Genomic DNA, 23,773 nt, shown 5'->3' with positions numbered 1-23,773 from the left:
TTTTGTTGTCGCCCGCTTGTCAGACCGCAAACGGCGTGAGTCGCCGCCAAACATGGGGGATTATCACCGCGAACTCAACAACGTAATGGTGGTTAACATGTCCGAGACACGTTTCCACGGTGCCCGCGTTCGCGAAAATACCGACCTCGTTACCGCAATCAATGACATTGATTCCAGTGTGGTTGGCGTGGTGTGTGTGGCGGATGATGCAGACCCGGATACCTTTCCCCTGAATACCCCCGTGCTACTGACACGGGTTAATGCGGTACTTGGTAAGGCGGGTAAAACCGGCTCCCTGTACAAAACGCTGAAAGCCATTTCTGACCAGACCAGCCCCAAAGTCATTGTGGTGCGTGTCGCGGCAGCAACGGAAGACGGCGAAAAGACGCAATCGCAATTGATTATCGGCGGCACGCTGGCTGACGGCAGCTACACCGGTATGTATGCCTTGCTGACAGCTGAGGCAAAAGTGGACTACCGCCCGCGCGTGCTGGCCGTTCCCGACTATGACGCTGAGGAAGTGACCGCAGCACTGTGCGGCATTGCGCAGAACCTGCGGGCCTTTGTTTATGCCGGGTGCCATGGCTGCACCACAATGGCGGAGGCTATCGCCTATCGTGCGAAATTTGCCTATCGCGAGTTAATGCTGATTTGGCCGGACTTTATCGCCTATAACCCGCTGACCGGTGAGAATGAAACCTTTCCGGCCCCGGCGTATGCCTGCGGTTTGCGTTCGGCCATCGACAACGATCAGGGCTGGCATAAGTCACTGTCCAACGTGCCGGTGAATAACGTGCTGGGCATTTCCCGTGATGTGTTCTGGTCATTGCAGGCAGAAGATAGCGACGCCAACGCGCTGAACAGCAAAGAGGTCACTACGCTTATCAAGCGCAACGGTTTTCGGTTTTGGGGCAACCGCACCACGGACACCAGTAAATACCGCTTTGAAGTGTATACCCGCACGGCGCAAATTCTCGCGGACAGTGTTGCGGAAGCGCAGTTTGAAAGCGTGGATGAACCCCTTACCCCGGCTAACGTAAAAGACGTGGTCAGCGGTATTTCAGGCAAACTCCGTTCATTGGTGACAAAAGGGCAACTGATCGGCGCGGCTTGCTGGTTTGACATTGAGGACAACCCCACAACGGGGTTGCGTCAGGGTCAAGTCCGCGTGCGCTATAAATACACGCCCGTGCCGCCGCTGGAAGATTTGACGCTGTACCAGACCTTCACGGATGACTACTTTGCCCGCGCGTTTTCATCGCTGGGAGGTGAATAATGGCAATCCCGCATAAATTGCGCCTGTTCACCGTCTTTGTGAACGGCAATAACCAAATCGGTAAAGTGACGTCTGTCACGCTGCCCAAACTGACCCGCAAGACGGAAGATTTTCAGGGCGGCGGCATGATTGGATCGGCGGCCGTCGATCTCGGTCTGGAGGGTGGCGCGCTGGATGCATCAATGGTGGTTGGCGGTATGGTCAAGACGCTGTTGCAGGAATACGGCGGCGGTATTGATGAAACCCGTTTGCGCTTTGCCGGTGAATATTACACCGACGGGGAAAGCCTGTTAGTGGAAGTGGAAATGCGCGGGCGTGTGACTGAAATTGACAGCGGAGAAGCCAAACAAGGTGATGACACCGCTGTCACCTACGCGCTGAAGAACACCTACTACAAACTGTCGATTGACGATCAACCGATTATCGAAATTGATTTGCTGAACTTTATCTACAAGAAAGACGGCAAAAACATTTACCCGGATCGCATTACCTCTGCGCTGGGCCTCGGTAGCTGATTAACCGCACTGATGGCGGTCACTCTGGCCGCCTGGAGAACAGAACGATGAGTAAGAAAAACGATAACGCCGTAACACTGCTCACCCCGATTGTACGGGATGCCGATAAAATCACCCGCGTCGCCATTACCGACGAGATCAAACAGGCCGGTTCACTGCGTGGCCTGCGTCTGGTCAATGTGCTGAATATGGATGCGGATTCAGTCACCACGCTGTTAACCCGTGTCACGTCTCCCAGGCTGAAGCTGGCAGAAATCAACGCCATGGATACCCGCGATTTTTTCCAACTGGCGGAGACGTTGACGCCTTTTTTGGTACCGCCGGTGCCTGGCGAAGCGAGCGAGGCGGAGACGGAGACAGCATAACCCTGCTGCTGTTTGACCAGATTGACGATCTGGTCGCCGATATTGCCGTTGTTTTTAACTGGCCGCCCTCTGAACTCTTCAGCATGGATCTGGGCGAGGTGATAGCCTGGCGCGAACGGGCGGCTATCCGCAGTGGAGCCAGTGACGATGAAAAGCCTTGATATCCGCGTTGCGTTCAGCGCGATAGACCGTTTAACCCGCCCGGTCAATGCCGCCCGCCAGAGTGCGGGCGGTCTGACTGAATCCCTCAAGAAAACCCAGTCCGCCATTAACGATCTGGACAAGCAGTCAAAAACCTTTAACCGCCTGCGCGACAGCGTGCAAAAAACCTCGCGTCAGATTGATGAGGCGGGCCGTTCTCTGGACGGACTCAACAAGGCCCAACGCAACGGCACCGTACTGACAGACAAACAGCGCGAACAGATGGCCGCCCTGGCGGCGAAAATGGAACGCCTTAATGCGACGCGCGATCAGGAAATGGTTAAATTGCGTGCCAGCGCGCAGGCGTTGCGCGGTCATGGCGTATCGCTGACAGGAAGCACGGCCACCATTCAAAGCGCCATCCGGCGCACTGAACAATACAATAAAACGTTAGAGCGAGAGCGGCGGCAACTGGCCGCGGTAACGCAGGCGCGCGCACGCTATGACCGCATGCAGCAGACCGCGCAAAAGAGGCGTAATGGCGGCACCATGGCGGTAGCGGGTGCAACGGCGGGCGGTTATATGGGCGGGCAGTTCCTAGCGCCTGCGGTGGGCTTTGATGAGGAAATGTCACGCGTCCAGGCGCTCACGCGGCTGGATAAGAACGATCGGCAACTGTCAGCCTTGCGGGCCCAGGCGAAAAAACTCGGTGCAGAAACGGCCTTTACCACCCGCGACGCGGCCAGCGGCCAGGCGTTCCTTGCCATGTCCGGTTTTACCCCACAGGCTATCCAGGCGGCCTTGCCTGGCGTGCTCAATATGGCGCTGGCCGGCGGTATGGGTTTAGGCGAGTCCGCCGATATTAGCTCAAATATTCTTTCTCAGTTCCGCCTTGATCCTAAAGAAATGGATCGCGTCAGTGACGTGCTAACCGGCGCTTTCACTCGTACCAATACCGACTTACGGAATATCGGTGAGGCGATGAAATACGCCGGTACGGGTCTTTCTAATCTTGGCGTCAGCGTAGAACAGACCACAGCCATGATCGGCGTTATGGCTAATGTGGGCCTGCGCGGAAGTCTTGCCGGTACGGGCTTACAGACTACTTTTTCACGTCTTGCTGCACCCACTGGCAAGGCAAAAAATGCACTTAAAGAGTTGGGAGTAGAAGTCGCTGACACAGCAGGAAAAATGCGACCTGCCGAAGTGGTTCTTACTGACCTATACAAAAAAATCAGTCAGTACGGCGATACCGATAAACTCTCCTTCTTTAAAGATATTGCCGGTGAAGAAGCCGCAAAATCATTTCAGGCGTTGGTGATGTCAGCCGGAAAGGGTGAATTACAGAAATTGCTGGAAGAACTGAAAAACGCCAGCGGTGAAGCAAAAAAAGCCGCCAAGGTGATGGCTGATAACCTGGGTGGCGATCTAAAAGAACTGGATAGCGCCTGGGAAGGGTTTCGCATTCAAATAGCAGAGACGATTGATGGGCCATTGCGCCAACTCTCCCAAGGCCTGAGTGAAGTTATTAACCGCATGATGCTATGGGCCAAAGAAAACCCCAAGCTGACACAGACACTGCTGATTGTTGGCGGCAGTGCTTTAGCCTTGACGGCGGCTATTGGGGCCACCTCGCTCGCTACGGGTTTATTGCTGGGGCCGCTGGCAAAGCTGCAATTAGGTTTTACGTTATTGACCGGTGGGCGCGGCATTGGCGGCGCGATCACGATGTTTCAAACGCTGGGCGGCGTGGCGGGCGGTTCAATGGCGCGCGTTGGCGACTGGTCGCAGATAATGAAAACGCTATCGGGCGGCTTTTCCCGGTTGCCTGCGCTGTTGGCACCGGTGCGCGGCATGCTGTTTTCTGTATTCACCTCACCGCTTTCGGCGTTGGCGTCGCTGGGTAAAGGCATTGGCGGTCTGTTGTTGCGGCTCACCGGTTTGCCTGCGATAGGGGGCATTATCACCGGTGCGGTGTCCCTGCTGGGTGGTGCGCTGTCGGCGCTGTTAAGCCCGATAGGGCTGATTGGTGCCGCGTTCGTCGGTGTCGGTGTGCTTATCTGGCGTAACTGGGAGCCTATCAAAGCCTTTTTCAGCGGTATGTTCAGCGGCATCATGCAGCAGCTTGCGCCGTTCCGCGATGCGTTTTTTACCCTGACGCTGGTTTTCGGTGCCATTGGTGATGCGGTTAGCCGAGTGTGGGACGGGTTTATGAAACTGTTCACACCGGTGGATAGCAGCCGTCAGGCATTGGAAAAATGCACGTCAGCCGGTGAAACCTTTGGCCGGGTGTTAGGTGCCGCACTCACTGTGTTGTTGTGGCCGTTGCAAAAACTGATGGAGGGGATCGGCTGGGTACTGGAAAAACTCGACCTTATCCCGTCCGGTTTGGAAGCGGCGCGCATCAAGGCGGAAAGCCTGAAGAAGGATCCCGTTATGTGGGAATGGGATCCGCAGCAGAAAAAAATGGTGCAAAAGGGCTGGAACGGGTCACCCAAACCAGACGGAAATAGTCCGTTTGTTGGGCCCCCTCTCCCCCCCGGATACAAACCGCCGCTAACCGGTGATAACGGCACAATGCGGCGGTTGCAGAATATTGACAGCAACACCAAAGCGACAGCTGACAACACGAAGAAGATCGGCCCCGGCGATATCATCTTTAAAAACCTGCCGCGCGCACTGGCGGTGCGGGGTGAGTGGCAGGGATCCCGGCTTGCCAGCCTGCCAACGGTTAAAACCGGTGCCAGCCCCGCCACATTGGCAATGCAACCTAATGCTGATATTGCGGCGATCGCCTCGCGCCCCGTGGTGGTTGCCGCATCGCAACCCGTGCTTCAGGCAGCGCTTCCCCCGGTGGCCCCCGTCAACCGCGCACCGGCGTTACCTTCCGCAGTGGGCGCGCTCCCGCCTGAAATCCATGTCCATCTGCACGGCGCAGAGCGGCAGGACGCGCGCGAAATCGGGCGCATTGTCAGTGAAAAACTTAACGCTGAATTGGCGCGCTTTGAGCGGATGAAGCGCGGCAGTTTCAGAGACGCGGATTAACTGGAGAAAGTCACCATGATGATGGTTTACGGGCTGTTTGTGTTTGAACTGAAAACCTTGCCACACCAGCAGCTACGCCAGTCAAAGCAATGGCGGCACGTTAAAAATGAGCGTATTAACCGCTCGGCAAAGTGGCAGTACATCGGCGCGGGGGAAGATCAGATCACGCTGGACGGCGTTCTGTACCCGGAAATCACCGGCGGCGAGCTGTCATTAACCGCTCTGAATACCCAGGCGTACAGCGGCCGCCCCTGGCCGTTGATTGAGGGCACCGGGCAGATTTATGGCATGTATGTGCTCACCGGCATGCAGACAACGCGCACCGAACTTGACCGCTATGGCAAGGCGAAAAAGATAGCGTTTTCGCTGAGCTTTCAGCGCTGTGATGAAGATTTGCGCGAGCGGCTGCAATCCTCGTCATTCAGCGATCTGATGGACAATGCACGCAGTAGCGCTAACGATGCGGTGAACGCGGTGAAAGGGTTATTTTGATGGCCAGCACAGTCGGTATTGACCGTGCTGAAGCATAGATAAAAATAACTGTACTCGATAAACAGAGCCCGCCGAGTGTGGCGGGCTTTTACGTGCGGAATATTACTTCTGTGGCACAGGCGGCCAGTCAATATCAGGCGCAGTACTGACATCAATACGGTTCAACATCACCCGGTAGGTTTTCCATTTCGTTAACGCTGCTTTCTCTTCGTCAGTTGCCATATCCAGATCCAGCGCATCACTCAATGTCAGAATACGCGCATTCGCCACGGCAAGGCGTGAGGTTAACGCTTGTTGCGCTGCCTGCTGCGCAGCGTGTGATTCTGCCGCTTGCTGGGCTTGCGTGTCTGTCACCCACTTTTTACCGTCCCACGTATCAAACTCACTTTCTGGCTTCAGCGGCGTGACATTATCCGGCAGTTCGCCGAATTGAGTAACCGTCTGCTCCTGTCGCATTTCCGTGCTGTAAACCGTTTGTCCGCGATAATCTGGCAAGAACTCCCACGACTTGCCATCCACCGTGCGACGTAGAGCTTGCCCAGCAGGCGGTAACTCTGGCTTATCGGGGTAACTGTGTGCGGGAAGGCCTACACCGAGCATGAGGTATTCCATGCTCGCGCTTTGGTATTCACCAGTGTATTGATTGACATGATAGACAGTGATCCAGCCAGCTTTTTTGCTGAGTCCGTTTTCGCCTAATTCGGCAGTCTCAATATCAGTGGAATAGTTGCTCATTATGCTGCTCTCACAATGTAGTTAAAGGCAATATTGCGTGGGCGATTTTCTGCTGCCGTAGGGACAACCTTTGATGCGTCAAAAGTCAGGCTACCCCATTGGCAAAAACCGGATCCCTTAGCGAGTTGGGTTTCATGTTTAAATACTGTTGAGAATGCCCCCATGTCTTCGCCGTCGGACCATTCCGCAACGCCGTTCCTGGTGGCTGTGATGTTTCTAATCGCATCGCCCTGAGATGACAGCAACGCTCGTCCGGTATCAACCTTGCGCCCATCATCCCAGCCACGAATAAATTCGCCGCGCAGGTCAGGTAAATGACCGGATGGGTAGAGCTCCGCGAGAATCGGATAGGTTGTTTTATCAAACGCCTGTCCGTTGCATTTCAGAAAACCCGATGGAGCAACAGCCCCAGGGAACGGGAGCGGAATACCTGCAAACTCCGATGCTGATATAGGGTTTGGTAGGTTTTGGTTTGTCCACAATTCTTGGCTGATGGTTGCAGTACCAAGAACGTTCCCGGAGGTAACAACAATTCCGCCTGAGTCCCCAGAGACGGCATACCCAATAGACATTGCAGCCCATGTGTCACCGGATCTAATTATGAATGAAGGAGAATACCTTTTGCTGTACGGGTTCGCGCCTGATTCATTTCTAAAAACACGGCTTCCTGTGCTGGCGCTTCTAAACCAAGCTAACAATGTGGCTTCATTATAATTAACGGCTTGACCATTACCGCCCCAGCCCCACGCGCCGTTAAGCATCACAGAACCCGTTGTTCCGTCAAATGCGCTTGATTGCTTAACAAGATTTGCGCTTGTCCACAGCGTAGACCATGCACTTGCAACGCCGTTATTTATCTGGCGCAGCCTGAAATCCATGCCACCACCATCACGCCCGAGCAAATCCCAACCGTAGGTTGTGGACTCCTGCACATGAATCCCCGATGCTCCCGTGCCACCAAAGGGATTATCGGCGTTGTTAGCTTGATAGCTAAAGAACCCGCAACCCGCAGCGCCGCCAGTTGCACCAGCAGCACGAGGGCGAGCATTTGCACCAAGTCCATGCCCACCATTGATAACCAATGCGCCCGCTGTTGTGTCATCTTGCGACTTCTGCAACTGAGTGGTATCTACCTTCTTCTCTAATTCGGTGTTGGTTTCCGCCTTGGAGTATGCCCCGACATCGCCAGCAGCCAGCGTGATATCTGCGTTCAGCGCCTTGCCGTTCACCTTGCGCCGTGCGGGTACACGGCTATCAGCGTTATCGTTGGCACTGGCAGCAGCCGTCGCGGCATTATTGGCCGCATCAGTAGCCGCATTGACTTTCGTGTCGGTTTCCGCCTTGGTATACGCCCCAACATCAGCAGCGCCCAGCGCAATATCTGCCGACAGCGCTTTACCATTTACCGTGCGTCCAGACGGTACGCGCCCATTGGCATTATCGTTCGCCGCTTTCACGGCTTTGGGCGTGGCGGCCAGCGTTTCGCTGGCGCTATCGGTGGCACTGCTCAGTTGCACCAGACCTTTTTCTTTCAACGTGGCATCCGGGTGTTTACGGCTTTTTTCATGGGTAGCGATGGCCTCATCCACATAGCCACGCGTTGCCAGCACTACCGCCGGATCAATCTTGAGTGATACCGTTTCTGTGCTGGAGACAATCAAAATCATGCGCACGGTCTGAATGCGTCCGCTGCCTTCCTGCAACTGCGGCTTATAGGTTTCGGCACAGTTGGCAACCGCAATCAGATTTCCCTCGGCATCAAACAGACCGAGTTCACGGATCCAGAAACCCCCTTCGTTTTCCGGGATCACCTGCTCGGCAATAATCTGATTGGCGTTGTCGGGATCGACGCGCAGGCTATTGATGGCCGCACGGCGTTTCTCGTTAATCAGCGTGGTCTGTGCCGGGTTTGGCGTCGGTAATACGCCGCCGCCGTCACCGACGGCCATATGGGTGATATCCAGACGTGATCCGATCGCTGTCGCGTTTGCCAGCCTGGCCGCGCCAATGTTGGTTAACAGGGCAAAAAATTTTGTACTCATACGGTTACGCTCATCGTATCAATCACGTGAATGCCTGCACCGATGCAGTCCGGTGAAAACACGGTGATGGTTTCAGGGAAATAGGGGTATACGGTCAAATCATTGCCGTCGTAAACGCTGGCCGCGACATAGGCCGCACCTTGCGTATCCAACGTGATATTGAGTCCCAGCAAGTGACGGCTAAGCGGCTTGGCGTCAGCAATCAGCCGCTCAATCTCTAAAAAGGTTTCTTCAGTAATACCGCTGTCTTGCACACCGATATCAAGGTGAAAGGTTCCCGGCACGCCGCCGGTTTGCCACCATTCGATCACGCGCAGCAAGTAACCAAACGGCTCGACCACCCGGCGCAGCGCGGCAATGGTGCCTTTCTGGCGGTGTATCAACCAGGCAGACTTAATCACTTGTCGCTTGGTTTGCTCTGACCAGCGTTTATCCCAGCGGTCAACAGACAACGCCCAGGCCAGAAAGGGCAGCAGATCTAGCGGGCATTTCTCCGCATCCCACAAGGTATTCAGATCGACCGCCATTTCCGTCAGGATGTGGCTGGCCGCTGCGGCATGGCGCATAAAGGCACTGGCAGAGGGGGGCAACAGATCGTTATTCATCCGTGCCCCCTTCCAGCAGGGTGAAACCCGTGCAATACGCCGCCTGAGTGTCACCGATCACCATGTCCTGTGCAGGCGTGATGATTTCAACGCGCTGAACACCTTGCACATGCAAGGCGGCCATTATCGCGGAGCGGGCCACATCACGCCCAATCTTGCCCTGGTTACTCACCCAGTCACGCAGTGAATCCTGTGCGGCATGGGTGATGGGCTCCGAGCCCGAGCCGGGGTAGAGGTAGAGCCGCGCGTTTATCGCGTAGCTGATGATCTCTGCGCTCTGTACCGTCAGCCGATCAGCCACCGGGCGTTTATCTTCCGCAGAGAGCGCCGCGTTAACCTGTGTCAGCAACCCGTCTGACGCACTGCCATCCCCTTGCGTCGAGAGAACGGATACCACTACCGTGGCCGGTGACGGGCTGATTGCTTTAGCGTCGGCCACCTGGCCGCTCACACTCTTGGCAAAAAATTCATAGGCACCGGTCGGGCCCGCCACGCTTAACCCTTCAAAGGCAGATTGCGCGCGCAGACGGAATGCGCTGTCGCTTTCCATCACCGCATCAGCAGTATCAGTGGCTTCGGTGATGGTCAGGCGTTGGGTGTCAAGATTCACCGCCAGATTATCCAGATCCGAGGACACCGCGTGGCTGAGCATGCACGCCGCCGCCCCTTCGTTAATCCGCTGGCGCAACATCATTTCACGGTAGGCGATGACCTGCGCGATCACGTTTAACGGCTCGGATTCCCGTTCAAGCGCGGCCGCCACTGAGGCGCGTTGCTCCACCGGAAACGCCGCAATCATCACCGCGTTAACCTCCTGAAGGATCACTTCAAAATCTAGCGTTTCAATGATCTGCGGTTGGGGCAGTTGCGACAGGTCAACGGTTGCCATTGGATGCCCCCTTGAGCGGCACTGTGGTGCGCACGGTTTGCATGCTTTCGGTGATCAGGCCGGACAGTTCCACCTCTGTTGCGCCCGTGGGTGAAAACCGGATATCGACTGCATTCAGCGCGATCCGCGACTCCCAGCGCGCCAGGGCAATCACGCACGCGCTCATCAATTGCAGTCGTGTTGTGGCGTTCTGCGGCGCATCCAGCAAATCAGGCACCAGACTGCCGTATTCACGGCGCATGATGCGAGACGCCAGCGGCGTGGTGAGAATGTCGCGCACGGAATGCCATAGCTGATCGGTATCCGTCAGCACGCCAACGCCGTCGGGGTTCATGCCGGTATAACGCGCGCTCATTGGGTGCCCTCCGTCCAACTGCCACCGCGCTGCACTGCGCCATGCCCGTGATTGTCAATCTGCACGCCGTTGGAGGTAAACGCACCGCCGCTGTGTGCAATGCTGCCGCGCATTTCTCCGCCTTTTTGTACTTCCAGCGTGCCGGTCGTCAGCTTGTTGGTGCAAATCACTTCCGGCGTATCCAGGGTAATACGGGTTGCTGCGCTCACCCGTGCGGTTTTCATGCCGACGGCTTCCAGTGCACCGGCGGCAGCGTCATAGCGAAAGCGGGCACCGTCCGGCGCGGTAATGACAATCTCTTGCAGACTGCTACCCGGCGCGGGGTTCTCGTCGCTGTACAGGCTGCCGATAATGACGGCGGTTTCCGGGTTACCGCCGAGACACCCTAACCAGACCTGCTCGCCAATCGACGGCGGGATCCAGACCTTGAACGCACCGGCGCGTTGGGTATTCCAGCGTAACCAGTCGGTGAGCAACTCGCCGCTTTTGACACGCACGCGCCAGGTTTCCGGGTTCACTTCCGCTACCACGCCAACACGTAAGATATTCGCCAGCAGGCGCATTAATTCGGCACTCATCGGGCGGCATTCCCTAGGCTGTTGATCGCGGCGTGTTCAATCACCTGTCGGTCGGCGGGTGACAGGCCCAGCAATTCACGCACCGGGTATTTGGCAAAGGTGCCGGGGCCAATCTGATCGTGCTGGCCGAACTGGTGTACCCGTGCGATACGGGCGGCAACGCCGTCAAAGCCGACGCGCACCCCGTTGCTATCCGCGCGCATCTTCAGAAAGCGATAACCGCGCAGGCGCTGAAACATAGGGGCTTTTTGGGTGGTTGTGCGCCGTACCGCCTGGGTGTTGATGTCGATATAACGCTCAATGTCACTGCGGTAGAAGGTGCGAATATCGTTGCGCTCAGTATCAAAACCGGTCAGGGTGCGGCCATACTTGCCGCGCGCGCCGTGCCAGTTTTTCAGGTGGCGCACCTGGCCTTGCCAGACAAACGAGATCCCTTGCTGGGCACGCAATACCTTGCGGCGGCGAGTCGGATAGGCGGATCCGTCGGGGTTTTGCTGTGCTTTGATGCGTTGTTGCTGGCTACGGCGCAGCGCCTGGCCTATCTGGCGCGCTGTTTTCTGGCGGCCAGCGGCAGATACCCCGGAAAGCATGTCATCAAAGACGGCATCCAGTGCGTGAAAGCGGTTATCTGTCATACCGGATCGCTCCGTTTCACATCCTGAAGTACCGCATCCCATTCGCTACTACCTCGTCTCGGACGGGGTTCCGGTAAGTGCTCAGCGTTCAAGGTGCCATCATCGGCACGCACGACTTTTACCCGTTCCCGTACCGGGATTTCAAAGAGCACATCGGCGCTGTCGTCGTTGTTGATAAGCGTAGTGAATTTCACATCACGGTTTTTTTCCGGGTTAAGCAGCAAATCAGGCTGGTTTTGCCATAGCCAGGCCATCAGCGGCAAAACAACATCGTCAATGTCGCCGGTGAAATTCATCACAAACAGCACCAGTGAATAGCGATAGACAAAGGACGGTGTTTCACCCGTGGTTTCAATGCCGCCCTCTTCAACAAAGACGGTAAACCCTTCAGGATTGGCACGGCACCAGGTGTTAGCCGTGGTCAGCGCATCGCGCAATGAATCAATTTTCAGCATGGTGTTCTCCTAGTGGGCGCTTTGCGCTGCGGCATTGATACGCTGTAACCGGCGCAGATACAGATCGCCGATAGCGGCTTTGTCGTCGTTGCAGGTGTCCAGCGCGTCACGCAACTGATCACTCCACAGTGCGATCCCGCCCCAGGTCACCGGCGTGCGCAGTGCGGGTGTCGGCGTCGGGTTGGTCAGGCTTTCCAGTATCGGCTCCGCCACGATGCTTCCCGCGGTGGAGTGCGGCACGTTGTTGCAGGCTGTCGCTGACAGCAGCAGGCACAACAGTGTTAGCGCACGTATCGGCTTGCATAGCAGAGCCCATCTGTTCACGGCGTTCTTCCCCTTGTGCATTGCGTTGTTGGTCACGGGCGCGTATCTCGGCCAGCCTCTTTTGCGTGTCGGTACTCAGCGCCCGCACTTCTGCCAGGACTGCCCTCTGCCGGTTAGCGCGGGTCATCAACGCCTCACGGGTGGCGCTATCAATGCCGCGCTGGTAGGTCTGCCACAGCAAACCGGCAACGGCCAATGCCAGCAACACGCCAAGCTCGGCAACCCGCTTCATGGCGTGGTACTCACATCGCGCAGGCACCAGGCTTTGAAGTCGGTACGGCGATCCACCAGACCCGTGGAGCGCTGGCCGCCGCTGTTAACAAAGTCGGTTAACCGGCCGCACATCGCGACCCACTCATGCGCCTGCGCATGTTTCCACATCGTGGTGCGCTGCTTGCTGCCCTGCGCGTTGGTAAACCACATCAGGCCGGTACACCCGACGTTGAACGCCGCATCGGTCATTGCATCAAAGGGCGATTGCGGCATGGCTTGCCCCTCAAAACTGCTGTTGATGCAGTTTTCTGCCCGCTGCATATCGTTCACCCAGCGTCGTGCAATCTCTTCGTTGCTGTACTCGCGTTTTTGCACCTTGCCGGTAGCGCCAATCCCCACCGTCAGCACACCCGCCGGGCAGTAATAGGCCGACTGGCGGCAATCTTCCCAACGGGCGGTTTTTTGCTGCGCTTCCGGCGAGGTGCGCAAAGCGCCAGGGGTGAGCGTGACGCCGAGTGCAACAATCAGGGCGATAGAGCAACGTTTAACAATGGCTTTCATCGTCAACGTCTCCCTGATGCAAAATGGCAACGGCACGGCGTTCTGACTCTGTCATGCTGCGGTGTTCAGCCTGGCGTAATATCTGCTCAATCAAATCATTACGGCGGCGTTGTGCCTGCTCGATACGACGCCGGAACAGCCAGGCGCGCCAGGCGGTGATCACACCGACAATCAGGCCAGCGAGCGCCACTTTTTCACTGACGGTCATCACGCCTATACCGGTGACCATGGCTGACATGGCGAAGGTCACCCAGTCATTCAGGCGTTGCAAATCACTTAATCCCATAACTGCACCGTTTCCTGTTCTGCTTTGCGGGTAATGTCCGGCAACTCCACCGCCTGACCGGCGTTAAGGAAAATCTGACGGCTCAGGCCCGGATTGGCGGCAATCACCTGCTCGGTAACCCCTTGCGACGTGCCGTAATGGCGGTAACACAGCAGATCCACCGTGTCACCCTGAAGCGCGTTAACCCTCATCAGCACAACTCGGCAAACAGTCGTTGCGCATCGCGAATATCGGCAATGCTCCAGCGCGCATCACGCCACAGATCGTCAACCTGCTTTTCGAAGGTGTCCGTTTCCTTGTCACCTTTTGGCGTGGTATCCACATCGCGATGACGCTCTAACAATGCCGCACGACTGAGGGCGTAAACCGCATTCTTGTAGCGGTATACCTTCACGTTTTCGCTATTGACCTCACGCGCTGGTACGGCCTGCAACGTGGGATAACCGGCGGATACCTGCACGTGCTGCCAGTCAGCCAGTTGATCGGTAACGTGGATCACCGCTTCTGTAGCAACATGCATCAGGCGCGTGGTGGTAATACCGCCCGTGATACGCACCGCAAGACGCAATTCACGCAGCAGGATAGGCGGCCAGAAATCACCGGCGCTCACGCTGGCCTCGCCATCGTCAATGTCTGGCACGTCACTGTCCGCAGGGGTAACGCGTTTTTGTGCTACCAGGCTCATGATCACATCTCCCAAAAGTCAGGCGGTGGGCGCGCGGTCAAAAGACCGTAACGGGCAGGAAACCGCGCGCGCCGCCTGTCGGACGGGGCCGAAGTCGTTAATGCTGTTTGGTGGTTTTACCTGGCCGGGGTGTTTTCCCCGTTGCCGTTTTGCGCGTACCTTTACGCACCGTGGTGCGTTTGGCCGCCGCCGTGTTTTCACTGGCTGCCGTTGGCGCGATGCGGGAGGCATCAACGGTATCGGTTACCGTGGCGTCCTCCTGGCCTGCGTCATCCGTAGCCGTTTGATCACCGGCGGGCATCAGCGTCTTAAGCTCACGTGCCAGCCCGGCGATCTCTTTTTTCACCCCGGCGTTAGGGTTGAGGCTGATAGCCTCACGGAACAACTTCAGCACTTCGCCCTTGGTTTCGGCATCGCGGGTTGCGCGACGCGAGAACGCACGGGCTTTGCACAGCTTGGCGCGCACTTCATCGGGCATATCTTTGCCGGTGACAATTTCCGCGACCTCATCCAGCGGCGCGGTATAGCCGCTCAGGTCGGCCTCTGCGTCGGTGGTTGCCAGTGCCAGCACCGGGTTACTCATTTCCTCAACCAATACGGTGACCGCATCGCGGCGGAACCGGTCGGCAGGCAAAGACAGGCCATGCCTCACCACATAGCGCCCCAGCTTCAGCGCCAGTGCGTTGTCCTGACAGTCAACCGCCCATACCATCAAGGTGGCGATCACTTCATCCTGACGCCCACTGTCACCCTCGATCGTGCCGTCAATCCAGCCCGCATAGGCGGGCAGCATGGCTTTCTTCATGTCGGCTTTGGTGACGTCCGACTGCACCCGGCTCAGTGACGCCATATCAAGGCGCAGGCGGTGCAATATCTCTTCATGGGCCGTGCGTGCGATGTCCGATTGCTCATCAACCTGCCCGCGCCGTTCGGCCATTACTCGCTGAAAATGTCGCTGCGCTGGTGTCAGCATCGCGTTATCTCCCGTTAGGGCCGGGTTTCCCCCGCCTGGCTGTTACTCACCGCCGTTTTGTGACTGCGCCTGCGCAAACTTAATGCCGTCGATAAAGGCTACGTTGCCGTAATCTTCGATCACAAAGTCATCATTGGATGATTGGTACGTTGCGATGCGGTTGTATTCCGGCTCTTCCTTAATCGTTCGGCGCAGGCCACCACGCTGGTAGTAAACTGACAGGTTCTTGAATGGTGTGATCAGCACACCATTTACCGGGAAGTAAGGCGCGATGAAGGTCGGCATATTGCCTACACGCTCCTGTGCAACAATCAGCTGACCGGCCAACATTTCGGTATTTGGGTTTGTCTGACTCATGGCATTGACTGCCGGGAAGTTGTTGGTAGTCAGCAAATCGCCCGCAAGGATCACGACGTTATCCGGGTTACGCTTATGCCATTCATCCATCAGGCTGTTTTTGGCGTCATACACAGCAGCCGTCAGGTTGCCGTAGGTGCCTTTGGCGATAATTTTGTTATCTTCATCACGTGCGGTGACCGTCACACCGGAAATGACGCGGTGCGGGGCTTCGGCGCGAATTTTTTGCAGCCAACCGATACCGCAGTCCTGCAAAAGAGGGTTAGCTACACGGTCAGAAGGATCGCTGTATTTAGTACCGTTAAAACCAATCATGATGCGGTCAAGTGACATCTGTCGGGCCATTGCCTGACTAATCAGCGGCTGGAAGTTCGGCATATGCGCCCACGCATCCAATTGCTCATAGCCAATCCCGTAGTCGTAGTTAACCTTTCGACATGTATAGTCGAATGGCTCCATTGAATGATTTGAGCCAGGGTTACGACGATGGGTAGTGCTGTTGTTAACGCCAGCCATCGGGCCTTTACTACCAATAAGTATTTTCTGTCCGATCTGCTGATTAACGGGGAAAACGTTAATTTTGCTCAGGAAAGAATCACTCTCCTGCGCTTTCGTTTCCAGGCGCTGTTGGCTGGCTGGATCTACTGCAAATTTTGCGGCAATGGCAGCAGTGGATACGCCGTTCAGTTGTGCCTGCCGTGCGATGTACTGATCAAACAGTTGGCGGGTATTATTTTCCATGTTCTCTGTTCTCGTTGTGAGTATCAGTAATCAGCCAGTTGCGCGCTTTCGCCGCCGCTAGCCGGTTGCCGTTGACTGAAATTGGCATCGGTGTTGCCCAGCGTTTTCCGCAAATCGGCGAGGTCACTGGTCAGTTTTTGGATTGTCTGGCCGTCCTGCTGGCGCTGCGTCGTCAGATCGTTGAATTTATCCAGCAGGTCAGCATGGGATTGCGCGACGTTCTCCACCACTTCACGTACCTGGGTGAAGTGTTCGCTGTCAGATTTACGGCCCTTGCCAATGATCTGCATCATGCGGGAAAACCACTGCTTCCCCTCATCGCTGTGCTGGCTGGCAAGTTCAACGATGTCCGCCTCGAGGGCGTCAGAAAACAGCGGCGCTTCACCTTGCTGCTGGTTGAATGCCTGGATTTGGGCGCGTTGCTGGGTGGCAAATTTGAGGCGCTCAGTGCCAAGGCTGGCCGGGGTGTCGGTCATGGCAAGCCCCACAACATACGCCTTGCCGTTGAGCGCAAACTGAGGATGTAACTCAATACTGGAGTAAACCTTTTTGCCTTCATCGGTCAGTTGCTTCATGCGCGCTGAAGGTTCGATTTCCGCATAGAGTGCGGTGCGTCCGGCAAGCGGCCCCTCACTAATATCTTCCGTGCTTAACGCGGTCACATCCCCCATCGCGCCAAAGTCACTATTAGGTAGCATCGAAAGGTAGTGCTCTACGTTGACGCGTGCGCCATACACATCAGTGCGGTAACTGGCGGCGGCGTCGCGCAAGTGTTCGGGGCTGATTTCGCGGCCGTCAACGGTCGAGCCGGAGACAGCGACCCGGAATTTTTTACGGGCGGGTTTGGTTGTTGCGCTCATGCCTGTTTGTCCTGTCATGTGGTGTCAGTGGCATCATGATGGCAGAGCGTAACTTGCTGTCTCAACGCGGTTTTGTTGTCGCAGACGCGCCAGACCCGAAAGGCAGCGCAGACAGGATCGCGCGCGCGGTAATCTTTCCCGGCAAAGGGGGAAAGCGCATGATCCAGGACGCTTTTGTAAGGCTAAGAGCAAAACAACTTTACTGGCAGGGTTACCCACCGGCGGAAATCTCGCGCCTGATGGGTATCAATCAAAACACGGTGTATGCCTGGAAGAAACGCGACGAATGGGACGAAACGCCGACCATCCAGCGTGTTAGCCAATCCATCGATACACGCCTGTGCCAGCTTGCGCAAAAGCCGAATAAGACCGGCGGCGACCTGAAAGAAATGGACGCCCTAACGCGGCAGTTGAAAACGCTGAGCGACGGCCAGCCAGCAGAAGCCGCAGGCGGCAAGAAACCGCGCCAGCGCAAGGCCAAGAACCATTTTTCAGAAGCGCAGATCGCCGCATTGCGTGAAAAGATATTGGGTTCGCTGGCCTGGCATCAAACGGGGTGGTACGCAGAACGCGCACGCCGTAACCGGATGATCCTGAAGTCGCGCCAGATTGGCGCAACCTGGTATTTTGCCCGTGAAGCCCTGTTGCAAGCGCTGCGTGATGATGTGAAATACGGCTATCAGCGCAACCAAATCTTTTTGTCGGCGTCTCGCCGCCAGGCGCTTCAGTTCCGGGGCTTTATTCAACAGGCGGCGCAAGAGGTCGATGTTGAATTAAAAGGCGGCGATAAAATTGTATTGAGTAACGGTGCGGAGTTGCATTTTCTCGGCACCGCTGCTGCTAGCGCACAGTCTTATACCGGCAACCTGTTCTTTGATGAATTCTTCTGGACAAGCAACTTTGCCAACCTGAGCAGTGTCGCCGGGGCCATGGCAACCCTGAAAGGACTCACCCGCACCTATTTTTCTACCCCCTCCAGTGAAACCCATGAGGCCTACCCGCTCTGGACCGGCGCACGCTGGAATGAAAAACGCAGCAAAGCACAAAAAGCTGAATTTGATGTGTCCTGGAAAGCACTTAACAGCGGCTTGCTGTGCCCCGATAAAACCTGGCGGCAGATTGTTACCTTGCAAGACGTTATCGATCACGGCTGGGAATACACCGATATTGAAGAAATCAAGGATGAGAAGAGCCCGGACGAATATCAGAATCTGTATTGCTGTGACTTCGTGCGTGATGGGGAGAGCGCCTTTAACCTTAACCTGCTGTTCAGTTGCGGCGCAGACGGTTACGACGAGTGGCCGGACTGGAAGTCGTTTGCTTCCCGCCCCATGGCCGATCGCGGGGTGTGGATTGGTTATGACGCCAACGGCGGCAGCGGTAACGGTGACAGCGGTGGCATTACTGTGACCGTGCCGCCACTGGTAGCCGGGGGAAAATTCCGCACCATCGAAACCCAGCAGATACGCGGGCTTGAGTTTGAAGAACAAGCCAAAGTGATCGAGGCGCTGACCTTCAAATACAACGTACAGCACATTGCCATTGACGGCACCGGCATCGGGGAAGCGGTCTGGCAGTTGGTGAAAAAGTTCTTTCCGGCGGCTGTCTGTTATCTGATGTCGGTGTCGTCAAAACGCGCGTTGGTGTTGAAGATGTTGCAGGTGATCCGCGCGGGGCGCTGGGAGTATGACCGCAGCGAACAAGCCCTTATCAAAGCCTTTAACACTGTGCGCCGCATCACCACCCCCGGCGGCATTATTACCTATGACTCTGACCGCACGCGCGGTTCAAATCACGGCGATCTGGCCTGGTCAACCATGCTATCAATCATCAATGAACCGCTCGGCCAGGAATTCGGCGGCGGTTTTGCTATGGAGTTCTGATGGGCAAGAAACAGCACTACACACGGACGGCCAGCACAGCCATTTCCGACACGGCCACGCAACCGGACGTTGCTACCGCACTGAAAAGCGAACCCGGTTTAAGCGCGTTCACGTTCGACGGCCCTTATCCGGTGCGTGACAGCTATGACCTGCTGGACAACATGTATTGCGCGGATAACGGGCGTTATTACGAAACCCCGATTGACTGGTACGGGCTGGCGCGTTCATTCGGTAGCGCGTCCTGGCATCAGTCAGCGCTTTATTTCAAACGCAATGCGCTGACCGGGTGTTTTATTCCGCACCCGTTGTTATCGCGGCAGGCGTTCTCCGCCTTTGTGCTGGACTGGTTCGTGTTTGGCAATGGCTACCTTGAGCGCAGGATCAACCGCCTCGGCGGTGTGCTGTCATTGCGCCATGTCCCGGCCAAGTACACCCGGCGTGGCAGTGACCTGGAAACCTATTGGTTTATCCGTCAGTGGAAAGACGAACATCAGTTTGATACCGGCAGCGTGTGCCATGTGATCAACCCGGATATTCATCAGGAAATCTACGGCATGCCGGAGTACATCGGGGCCATGCTGTCGGCCAGCTTGTCACACTCCGCCGACATGTTCCGCAAACTCTACTACGACAATGGATCGCACGCCGGGTGCATCATCTACATCGGTGCATCGCAGGTTGATGACAAGAGCATGGATAACGTGAAAAAGACGCTGACCGACGCGCGCGGCAAAGGGGCTTTTAAAAACCTGCTATTGCACGCGCCTGGCGGGGGAGAGAAGGGGGTACAAATCATCCCGTTCAGTCAGATATCGGCCAAGGATGAATTCCTGAATATCAAATCGGTTACCCGCGATGACATCCTTGCCGCGCACCGTGTGCCGCCGCAACTGATGGGGGCCATGCCGGAGGGCAACGGCTCATTCGGTGACGTTGAAAAAGCGGCGCGGGTGTTTGCCATCAACGAACTGATGCCGGTCATGGAAGCGTTGAAGCATGTGAATGACTGGCTGGGTATGGAAGTGATCCGCTTCAACCCTTACGCCTTGCTGAAGGCTGAATAATCACCCACTTCACCGCCGCGCCCTGTGGCGGTTTTTCCTTCAAAAGTATTGACGCCAGCGATATAGCCAAGCGACTTAATTTTGATTACACCATATGGACTGAGAACAAACTCTCTGTATCGCAACCCATCTCTCTTTTTTTGCTTTTTGCTTGTGCCCATTTATGCTCAATTGGGTTAAGATCTGGCGAATATGTAGGCAAATACTCCACCATATACCCTGCATCGATGATGACTTGTTGAATATTATGTTTTTTGTGAAAAGTGGCATTGTCCATCATGATTACACTGTTTTTAGGGAGTACTGGGATAAGGACTTGTGTGACCCAGGCATAGAAAACATCGCTGTTAATATTGATATCAAATAATCCGATAGCAAACAGCGTTGTGCCTAATAAAGCGCCGATAACATTTGTTCTTCCCCTAGCTCCCCAGTTCTTCAGGCCAAAACACCGTTGACCTTTTGGGGAATAGCCGTGAGTCCGTGGGGCATCGTGTGAAAAACCACTTTCATCAATAAAAACAATAGGTTTACCTTCTTTTTCATACTGTTGTTTTTTTTGTTGAAATCCCTGCCGGGCGTTTTCGTCGGCTTTCGGATGACGTAGAGTTTTTTTTATAGGTCAATCCCAGCTTTTTAAGCGCTTGCCAAATGGCCTTCTGACAAACGCCAAAACGCTCTGCACGTTCTTTTTGGTAAGCATCTGGATATTGTTCAACATCTTTTATCAACTCGGATTTATCGATCTTTCGCTGACGCGTGGTCGATGCTTTTGACTCTATTTGATTAATCCAACGCGATACAGAGGCAGGGCCAATCCGAAATTGCTTCGCTGTTTCTCGGATACTCAACCCTTCGTTTTTCCGTGTAGATATCACTTTACGTCTAAAATCAATTGAATAGCTCATTTAAATAATGTAATCAAAATTAAGTCGTTTAGCTATAGCGCAAGCCCGCTGAAGTACCCGCATTTCCCCTATAAAACACCCACGCACAAATGCGCCTCAACGCCACGCTGTGAGGCGATGGTGTGAGTCTGCGCGCGGTCTCTCCAAACGCGAAACAATCACGCAGCATGGCGGAAATCCATCAGCATATTGAGGGATCAAGCCGACCCTACCCACCCCCTTTCGCGGGGGCTCTTCCCCCGTCACCTGCGCGCAGCAAACCTGCGTGTTTTTGTGCACGTGCAGATCTCAGCCCAAACCGCGCCGACACAGGGCGAAAAGGGTCAAAATAGCATCAAAAAATTTGTGCGAAATTGTGCGGCATTGTGCAGTGAGAATTGTCATATCGAGAAGCAAAAAAAAAACGCCAGTAACATTATCCATCTACTTCATTGAGCGCAGTCATGATCGCCAGCCGTTCCACCGTATGTCATCAGGCTAATCGTGCTGCAAGTTAAGCAAGCCCGCTTTCAGTTTTTCCGGTGATTTTCGCCCGGTATAGGTTGCCGGCGTTCTCCCCGAACCTCCTGCTTTTGTCATTATTCCGGCGTTGACCAGGGACTCAAGGGCAACCTGAGCGGTGCTTCTGGCAACGCCGTATTTTTCGGTCACGCTTTTTATTGTGTGTTCACGTTCAGGGAAGTAGATCACCGAGGTGACGATACTCATCTGTAAATCGCTCAGGTGCGTCAACAGCCCCGTGTCTGCCATCCACGTGCGCAGCTCCTGAAGCCGGAACGCTGAAGTTTCAACATGAGCGACAAGGTCGTTAACGGCCCGCGCGATAATCCTGGTCTGATATTCAATGAAGTAGGTCAGATCCATATCATCGGTTTCAGTTCTCAGGTATGCCCGCGCGTATTCTTTTGGGGCCTCTTTCAACAGTTTTGAGATGGATATATAGCGGAAAGCGGAATAACCCGTTCTGAACAGCATCCAGTAACACAGCGCGCGTGCAACCCTGCCGTTACCGTAGTAGAACGGGTGTATGTATCCAATATAAAAATGAAGGATGATCGCCTTGGTCATGGGGTGCATGTAGCTTTTCCATGCCGTCTCTTTTTCGTGTGGCATATTCGCCCACAATAGCAACGAACGGAGAGCTTCCATGACTTCAGCGGCTTCCGGTGGGCGATGGATAACATTTCCCATATCATCCCCGACCCATACATCATCAGTCGTGCGGAGTTCTCCCGGGTGATAGTTTTTATCATCAACGCCCGTGGTTGCTTCCCGGTGAAAATCAAGTAGCAGATCGAGTGACATGTCTTCATGTCTGTGTGACCAGGCCATATTCATCAGGCGACGATTGCATATAATCATCTGTTCGCCTTCTGTGCGTGGCTTTCTGCCATCCCTCAGCATTTTTTTTGCGATCACGCGGGTTGTTGCCGCCCCTTCCAACTGACTGGAGGCAATACTTTCCTCATCAGCAAAATCCAGAATGCTGTCATCGGTTACCCTGTAGGTGGCAATAAGCGCATTCAGCCCTGGGGTTGTGCAGCGTTGATCCACCAGTGAGGCGATGCGGGTGAGGTTGGGCGTTGCAATGTAACTGACACCATAGCCGAAAGCTGGCGCAAAAAAGGGTTTACGGGCTATTTTGATAATTGACCATTTTGCCAGGGCTATGTCGTATTCCTGGTGCCTGTTTTTTATGTCATCCCAGTGAAGGTAACGCCCTTTGTGGTCGAGTATGGCATCGTCTGTCAGTCCGCGAATATTATAAGCCGCGAGACCATCCCTGAACTCGGGATCAAGAATGTTCAGGCACTGATTCAGGTCATGTATCAGTTCACTGCGCTTTGGCGGGATGTGTATCAGGCTTTTCATGTGAGTACCCTTTTTTGTATTTTGTTGCTCATTTTCATCGTAAATCATACAACAAAATCACCTAGCTGCCGATTTTATAGTGATTTCGACAGCAAAATAGATAAAACACCCGTTTATTATCCATCTACTTCATTGAGCGCAGTCATGATCGCCAGCCGTTCCGCCGGGGGCAACGCGGCATATTTGGATTTCCACCGTTCCGCCTTGCGCTTGATGCGTTGCCGATCGATATAGTCTTTTCCCGCAAAAGCCGCACTGTACGCCGCACCGTCAGGGTAGTTCATCCATAATTGTTCCGTGCGCGGCCCGCCGCGCGTCATGACCTGAAATTCCATACTGCGCCAGCCTGTTAACGTCTCGTCGTAAAACGGTGATGGATAACCAGACAGAATTACGCTGACGTTTTCCGGCAGACCCATAAGGCAGGCCAACAAGCGCCCATGATCGGCAACGGTATATTCATAACGGTAGCGGGCGCGACTGGTGCGAGTCTCAGGCATATAAGGCGGATCGCAATAGACCAGCACCCTCCCCAGTTTGGTAAAAGCTGGCACACCAGTTATCGACCCGTTCTGTTTCAGGCTTTCCAGAAAATAGGCTGCATCACCGTGAAAAAAATCAAGGCTAGGCGGCTTAATTCCACGGTCTTTCCAACGCTGCAACGTCTGTGTACGCGCGGTTTCATCCAAATCTGCGCCATAGTTCCGCAATGCTTGCGGTTTATGGAACATCACTGCGCCACTGCCCAGATGAGTTTCAATGTAAGTATCATGCGGCGGCATATTGGCAATGATTTTCTGATACGCGCCAGATGCTGCCTTGCTTCCCAGATAGCTCATTTATCCCCCTGTGGTACCACATAGATGTTTTTAACTGTGCTTCAGCGACGTCATTTCTGACTGTGCTCGATGCGTTGGC

28 protein-coding genes are annotated in these 23,773 nt (G+C 55.1%); 8 read left to right on the top strand and 20 right to left on the bottom strand.

Features of this window, described 5'->3' with window-relative positions; genetic code table 11:
• Window positions 1–97 precede the first annotated feature (97 nt).
• The 6 genes from ACQGXV_RS09140 to ACQGXV_RS09115 are packed head-to-tail and all read left to right on the top strand — an operon-like array spanning window position 98 to window position 5,834.
• Window positions 98–1,276 (top strand): phage tail sheath subtilisin-like domain-containing protein, encoded by a 1,179-nt coding sequence (locus tag ACQGXV_RS09140; RefSeq protein ID WP_440867349.1) that lies wholly within the window; start codon window positions 98–100, stop codon window positions 1,274–1,276.
• Window positions 1,276–1,791 (top strand): phage major tail tube protein, encoded by a 516-nt coding sequence (locus ACQGXV_RS09135; RefSeq protein WP_440863352.1) that lies wholly within the window; start codon window positions 1,276–1,278, stop codon window positions 1,789–1,791. The genes ACQGXV_RS09140 and ACQGXV_RS09135 overlap by 1 nt, the downstream gene beginning before the upstream one ends.
• A 47-nt stretch (window positions 1,792–1,838) precedes the next feature.
• Window positions 1,839–2,156: a phage tail assembly protein gene (locus ACQGXV_RS09130; RefSeq protein ID WP_440863353.1), complete on the top strand. Its 318-nt coding sequence runs from the start codon at window positions 1,839–1,841 to the stop codon at window positions 2,154–2,156.
• Window positions 2,157–2,161: 5 nt separating this feature from the next.
• Window positions 2,162–2,317 (top strand): GpE family phage tail protein, encoded by a 156-nt coding sequence (locus ACQGXV_RS09125; RefSeq protein WP_195315513.1) that lies wholly within the window; start codon window positions 2,162–2,164, stop codon window positions 2,315–2,317.
• Complete coding sequence (locus tag ACQGXV_RS09120) at window positions 2,304–5,342, top strand: phage tail tape measure protein (RefSeq protein WP_440863354.1); 3,039 nt, start codon at window positions 2,304–2,306, stop codon at window positions 5,340–5,342. The genes ACQGXV_RS09125 and ACQGXV_RS09120 overlap by 14 nt, the downstream gene beginning before the upstream one ends.
• A 15-nt stretch (window positions 5,343–5,357) precedes the next feature.
• Window positions 5,358–5,834 carry a phage tail protein gene (locus tag ACQGXV_RS09115; protein ID WP_440863355.1) on the top strand — a complete coding sequence of 159 codons (477 nt, stop codon included), beginning with the start codon at window positions 5,358–5,360 and terminating at the stop codon, window positions 5,832–5,834.
• 102 nt (window positions 5,835–5,936) lie between these two features.
• Here ACQGXV_RS09115 and ACQGXV_RS09110 read toward each other — a convergent pair whose 3' ends face one another.
• The 16 genes from ACQGXV_RS09110 to ACQGXV_RS09035 all read right to left on the bottom strand — a co-directional run bounded on the left by ACQGXV_RS09110 (window position 5,937) and on the right by ACQGXV_RS09035 (window position 17,128).
• Window positions 5,937–6,569 carry a tail fiber assembly protein gene (locus ACQGXV_RS09110; protein WP_440866209.1) on the bottom strand — a complete coding sequence of 211 codons (633 nt, stop codon included), beginning with the start codon at window positions 6,567–6,569 and terminating at the stop codon, window positions 5,937–5,939.
• On the bottom strand, window positions 6,569–8,611 hold the full coding sequence (locus ACQGXV_RS09105) for a phage tail-collar fiber domain-containing protein (protein ID WP_440863357.1): 2,043 nt from the start codon (window positions 8,609–8,611) through the stop codon (window positions 6,569–6,571). Before ACQGXV_RS09105 ends, ACQGXV_RS09110 begins: the two co-directional genes overlap by 1 nt.
• Entirely contained in the window at window positions 8,608–9,216 is a 609-nt protein-coding gene (locus ACQGXV_RS09100; protein WP_440863358.1) for a phage tail protein I, read from the bottom strand. Before ACQGXV_RS09100 ends, ACQGXV_RS09105 begins: the two co-directional genes overlap by 4 nt.
• A complete protein-coding gene (locus ACQGXV_RS09095) occupies window positions 9,209–10,105 on the bottom strand; it encodes a baseplate assembly protein (RefSeq protein WP_440863359.1) in 897 nt (298 codons plus the stop codon). The genes ACQGXV_RS09100 and ACQGXV_RS09095 overlap by 8 nt, the downstream gene beginning before the upstream one ends.
• On the bottom strand, window positions 10,092–10,460 hold the full coding sequence (locus ACQGXV_RS09090; RefSeq protein ID WP_440863360.1) for a GPW/gp25 family protein: 369 nt from the start codon (window positions 10,458–10,460) through the stop codon (window positions 10,092–10,094). The genes ACQGXV_RS09095 and ACQGXV_RS09090 overlap by 14 nt, the downstream gene beginning before the upstream one ends.
• A complete protein-coding gene (locus ACQGXV_RS09085) occupies window positions 10,457–11,038 on the bottom strand; it encodes a phage baseplate assembly protein V (protein ID WP_440863361.1) in 582 nt (193 codons plus the stop codon). Before ACQGXV_RS09085 ends, ACQGXV_RS09090 begins: the two co-directional genes overlap by 4 nt.
• The gene (locus tag ACQGXV_RS09080) at window positions 11,035–11,673 is read right to left on the bottom strand and encodes a phage virion morphogenesis protein (protein ID WP_440863362.1); all 639 of its coding nucleotides are present in this window, start codon (window positions 11,671–11,673) and stop codon (window positions 11,035–11,037) included. The genes ACQGXV_RS09085 and ACQGXV_RS09080 overlap by 4 nt, the downstream gene beginning before the upstream one ends.
• A complete protein-coding gene (locus ACQGXV_RS09075; RefSeq protein ID WP_440863363.1) occupies window positions 11,670–12,128 on the bottom strand; it encodes a phage tail protein in 459 nt (152 codons plus the stop codon). Before ACQGXV_RS09075 ends, ACQGXV_RS09080 begins: the two co-directional genes overlap by 4 nt.
• A gap of 9 nt (window positions 12,129–12,137) precedes the next feature.
• Complete coding sequence (lysC, locus tag ACQGXV_RS09070) at window positions 12,138–12,488, bottom strand: Rz1-like lysis system protein LysC (RefSeq protein WP_440863364.1); 351 nt, start codon at window positions 12,486–12,488, stop codon at window positions 12,138–12,140.
• A 192-nt stretch (window positions 12,489–12,680) separates the two neighbouring features.
• Complete coding sequence (locus ACQGXV_RS09065; RefSeq protein WP_440867348.1) at window positions 12,681–13,226, bottom strand: lysozyme; 546 nt, start codon at window positions 13,224–13,226, stop codon at window positions 12,681–12,683.
• Window positions 13,210–13,512 (bottom strand): phage tail protein, encoded by a 303-nt coding sequence (locus ACQGXV_RS09060; protein WP_440863365.1) that lies wholly within the window; start codon window positions 13,510–13,512, stop codon window positions 13,210–13,212. Before ACQGXV_RS09060 ends, ACQGXV_RS09065 begins: the two co-directional genes overlap by 17 nt.
• Window positions 13,503–13,703, bottom strand: coding sequence for a tail protein X (locus ACQGXV_RS09055; RefSeq protein ID WP_195315501.1), 201 nt, complete (start codon window positions 13,701–13,703; stop codon window positions 13,503–13,505). Before ACQGXV_RS09055 ends, ACQGXV_RS09060 begins: the two co-directional genes overlap by 10 nt.
• Entirely contained in the window at window positions 13,703–14,197 is a 495-nt protein-coding gene (locus tag ACQGXV_RS09050) for a head completion/stabilization protein (protein ID WP_440863366.1), read from the bottom strand. The genes ACQGXV_RS09055 and ACQGXV_RS09050 overlap by 1 nt, the downstream gene beginning before the upstream one ends.
• A 97-nt stretch (window positions 14,198–14,294) precedes the next feature.
• Entirely contained in the window at window positions 14,295–15,170 is an 876-nt protein-coding gene (gene gpM, locus ACQGXV_RS09045) for a phage terminase small subunit (RefSeq protein WP_440863367.1), read from the bottom strand.
• Window positions 15,171–15,212: 42 nt separating this feature from the next.
• Window positions 15,213–16,268 (bottom strand): phage major capsid protein, P2 family, encoded by a 1,056-nt coding sequence (locus tag ACQGXV_RS09040; protein ID WP_440866208.1) that lies wholly within the window; start codon window positions 16,266–16,268, stop codon window positions 15,213–15,215.
• Window positions 16,269–16,291: 23 nt separating this feature from the next.
• Window positions 16,292–17,128, bottom strand: coding sequence for a GPO family capsid scaffolding protein (locus tag ACQGXV_RS09035; protein WP_440866207.1), 837 nt, complete (start codon window positions 17,126–17,128; stop codon window positions 16,292–16,294).
• 158 nt (window positions 17,129–17,286) lie between these two features.
• On the opposite strand from ACQGXV_RS09035, the gene ACQGXV_RS09030 reads away from it, so the two are divergent.
• Window positions 17,287–19,011, top strand: a complete 1,725-nt coding sequence (locus ACQGXV_RS09030) for a terminase large subunit domain-containing protein (protein ID WP_440867347.1) — start codon at window positions 17,287–17,289, stop codon at window positions 19,009–19,011.
• Window positions 19,011–20,075, top strand: a complete 1,065-nt coding sequence (locus ACQGXV_RS09025) for a phage portal protein (RefSeq protein ID WP_440866206.1) — start codon at window positions 19,011–19,013, stop codon at window positions 20,073–20,075. The genes ACQGXV_RS09030 and ACQGXV_RS09025 overlap by 1 nt, the downstream gene beginning before the upstream one ends.
• A gap of 85 nt (window positions 20,076–20,160) precedes the next feature.
• Here ACQGXV_RS09025 and ACQGXV_RS09020 read toward each other — a convergent pair whose 3' ends face one another.
• From ACQGXV_RS09020 to ACQGXV_RS09005, 4 genes are all read right to left on the bottom strand, one after another.
• Window positions 20,161–20,694: an IS630 family transposase gene (locus tag ACQGXV_RS09020; RefSeq protein WP_440862665.1), complete on the bottom strand. Its 534-nt coding sequence runs from the start codon at window positions 20,692–20,694 to the stop codon at window positions 20,161–20,163.
• Window positions 20,618–20,983 carry an IS630 transposase-related protein gene (locus ACQGXV_RS09015; RefSeq protein WP_440862584.1) on the bottom strand — a complete coding sequence of 122 codons (366 nt, stop codon included), beginning with the start codon at window positions 20,981–20,983 and terminating at the stop codon, window positions 20,618–20,620. Before ACQGXV_RS09015 ends, ACQGXV_RS09020 begins: the two co-directional genes overlap by 77 nt.
• A gap of 477 nt (window positions 20,984–21,460) precedes the next feature.
• The gene (locus tag ACQGXV_RS09010) at window positions 21,461–22,855 is read right to left on the bottom strand and encodes a Fic family protein (RefSeq protein ID WP_440866205.1); all 1,395 of its coding nucleotides are present in this window, start codon (window positions 22,853–22,855) and stop codon (window positions 21,461–21,463) included.
• A gap of 116 nt (window positions 22,856–22,971) precedes the next feature.
• On the bottom strand, window positions 22,972–23,694 hold the full coding sequence (locus ACQGXV_RS09005) for a DNA adenine methylase (protein ID WP_440866204.1): 723 nt from the start codon (window positions 23,692–23,694) through the stop codon (window positions 22,972–22,974).
• Window positions 23,695–23,773 lie beyond the last annotated feature (79 nt).

It is taken from the genome of Symbiopectobacterium purcellii (genome assembly GCF_052050035.1).
Taxonomy (GTDB): Bacteria; Pseudomonadota; Gammaproteobacteria; order Enterobacterales; family Enterobacteriaceae; genus Symbiopectobacterium; species Symbiopectobacterium purcellii_A.
Note: the sequence above shows the minus strand (reverse complement) of the source record. Positions and strands in the feature narration are given on the sequence as shown.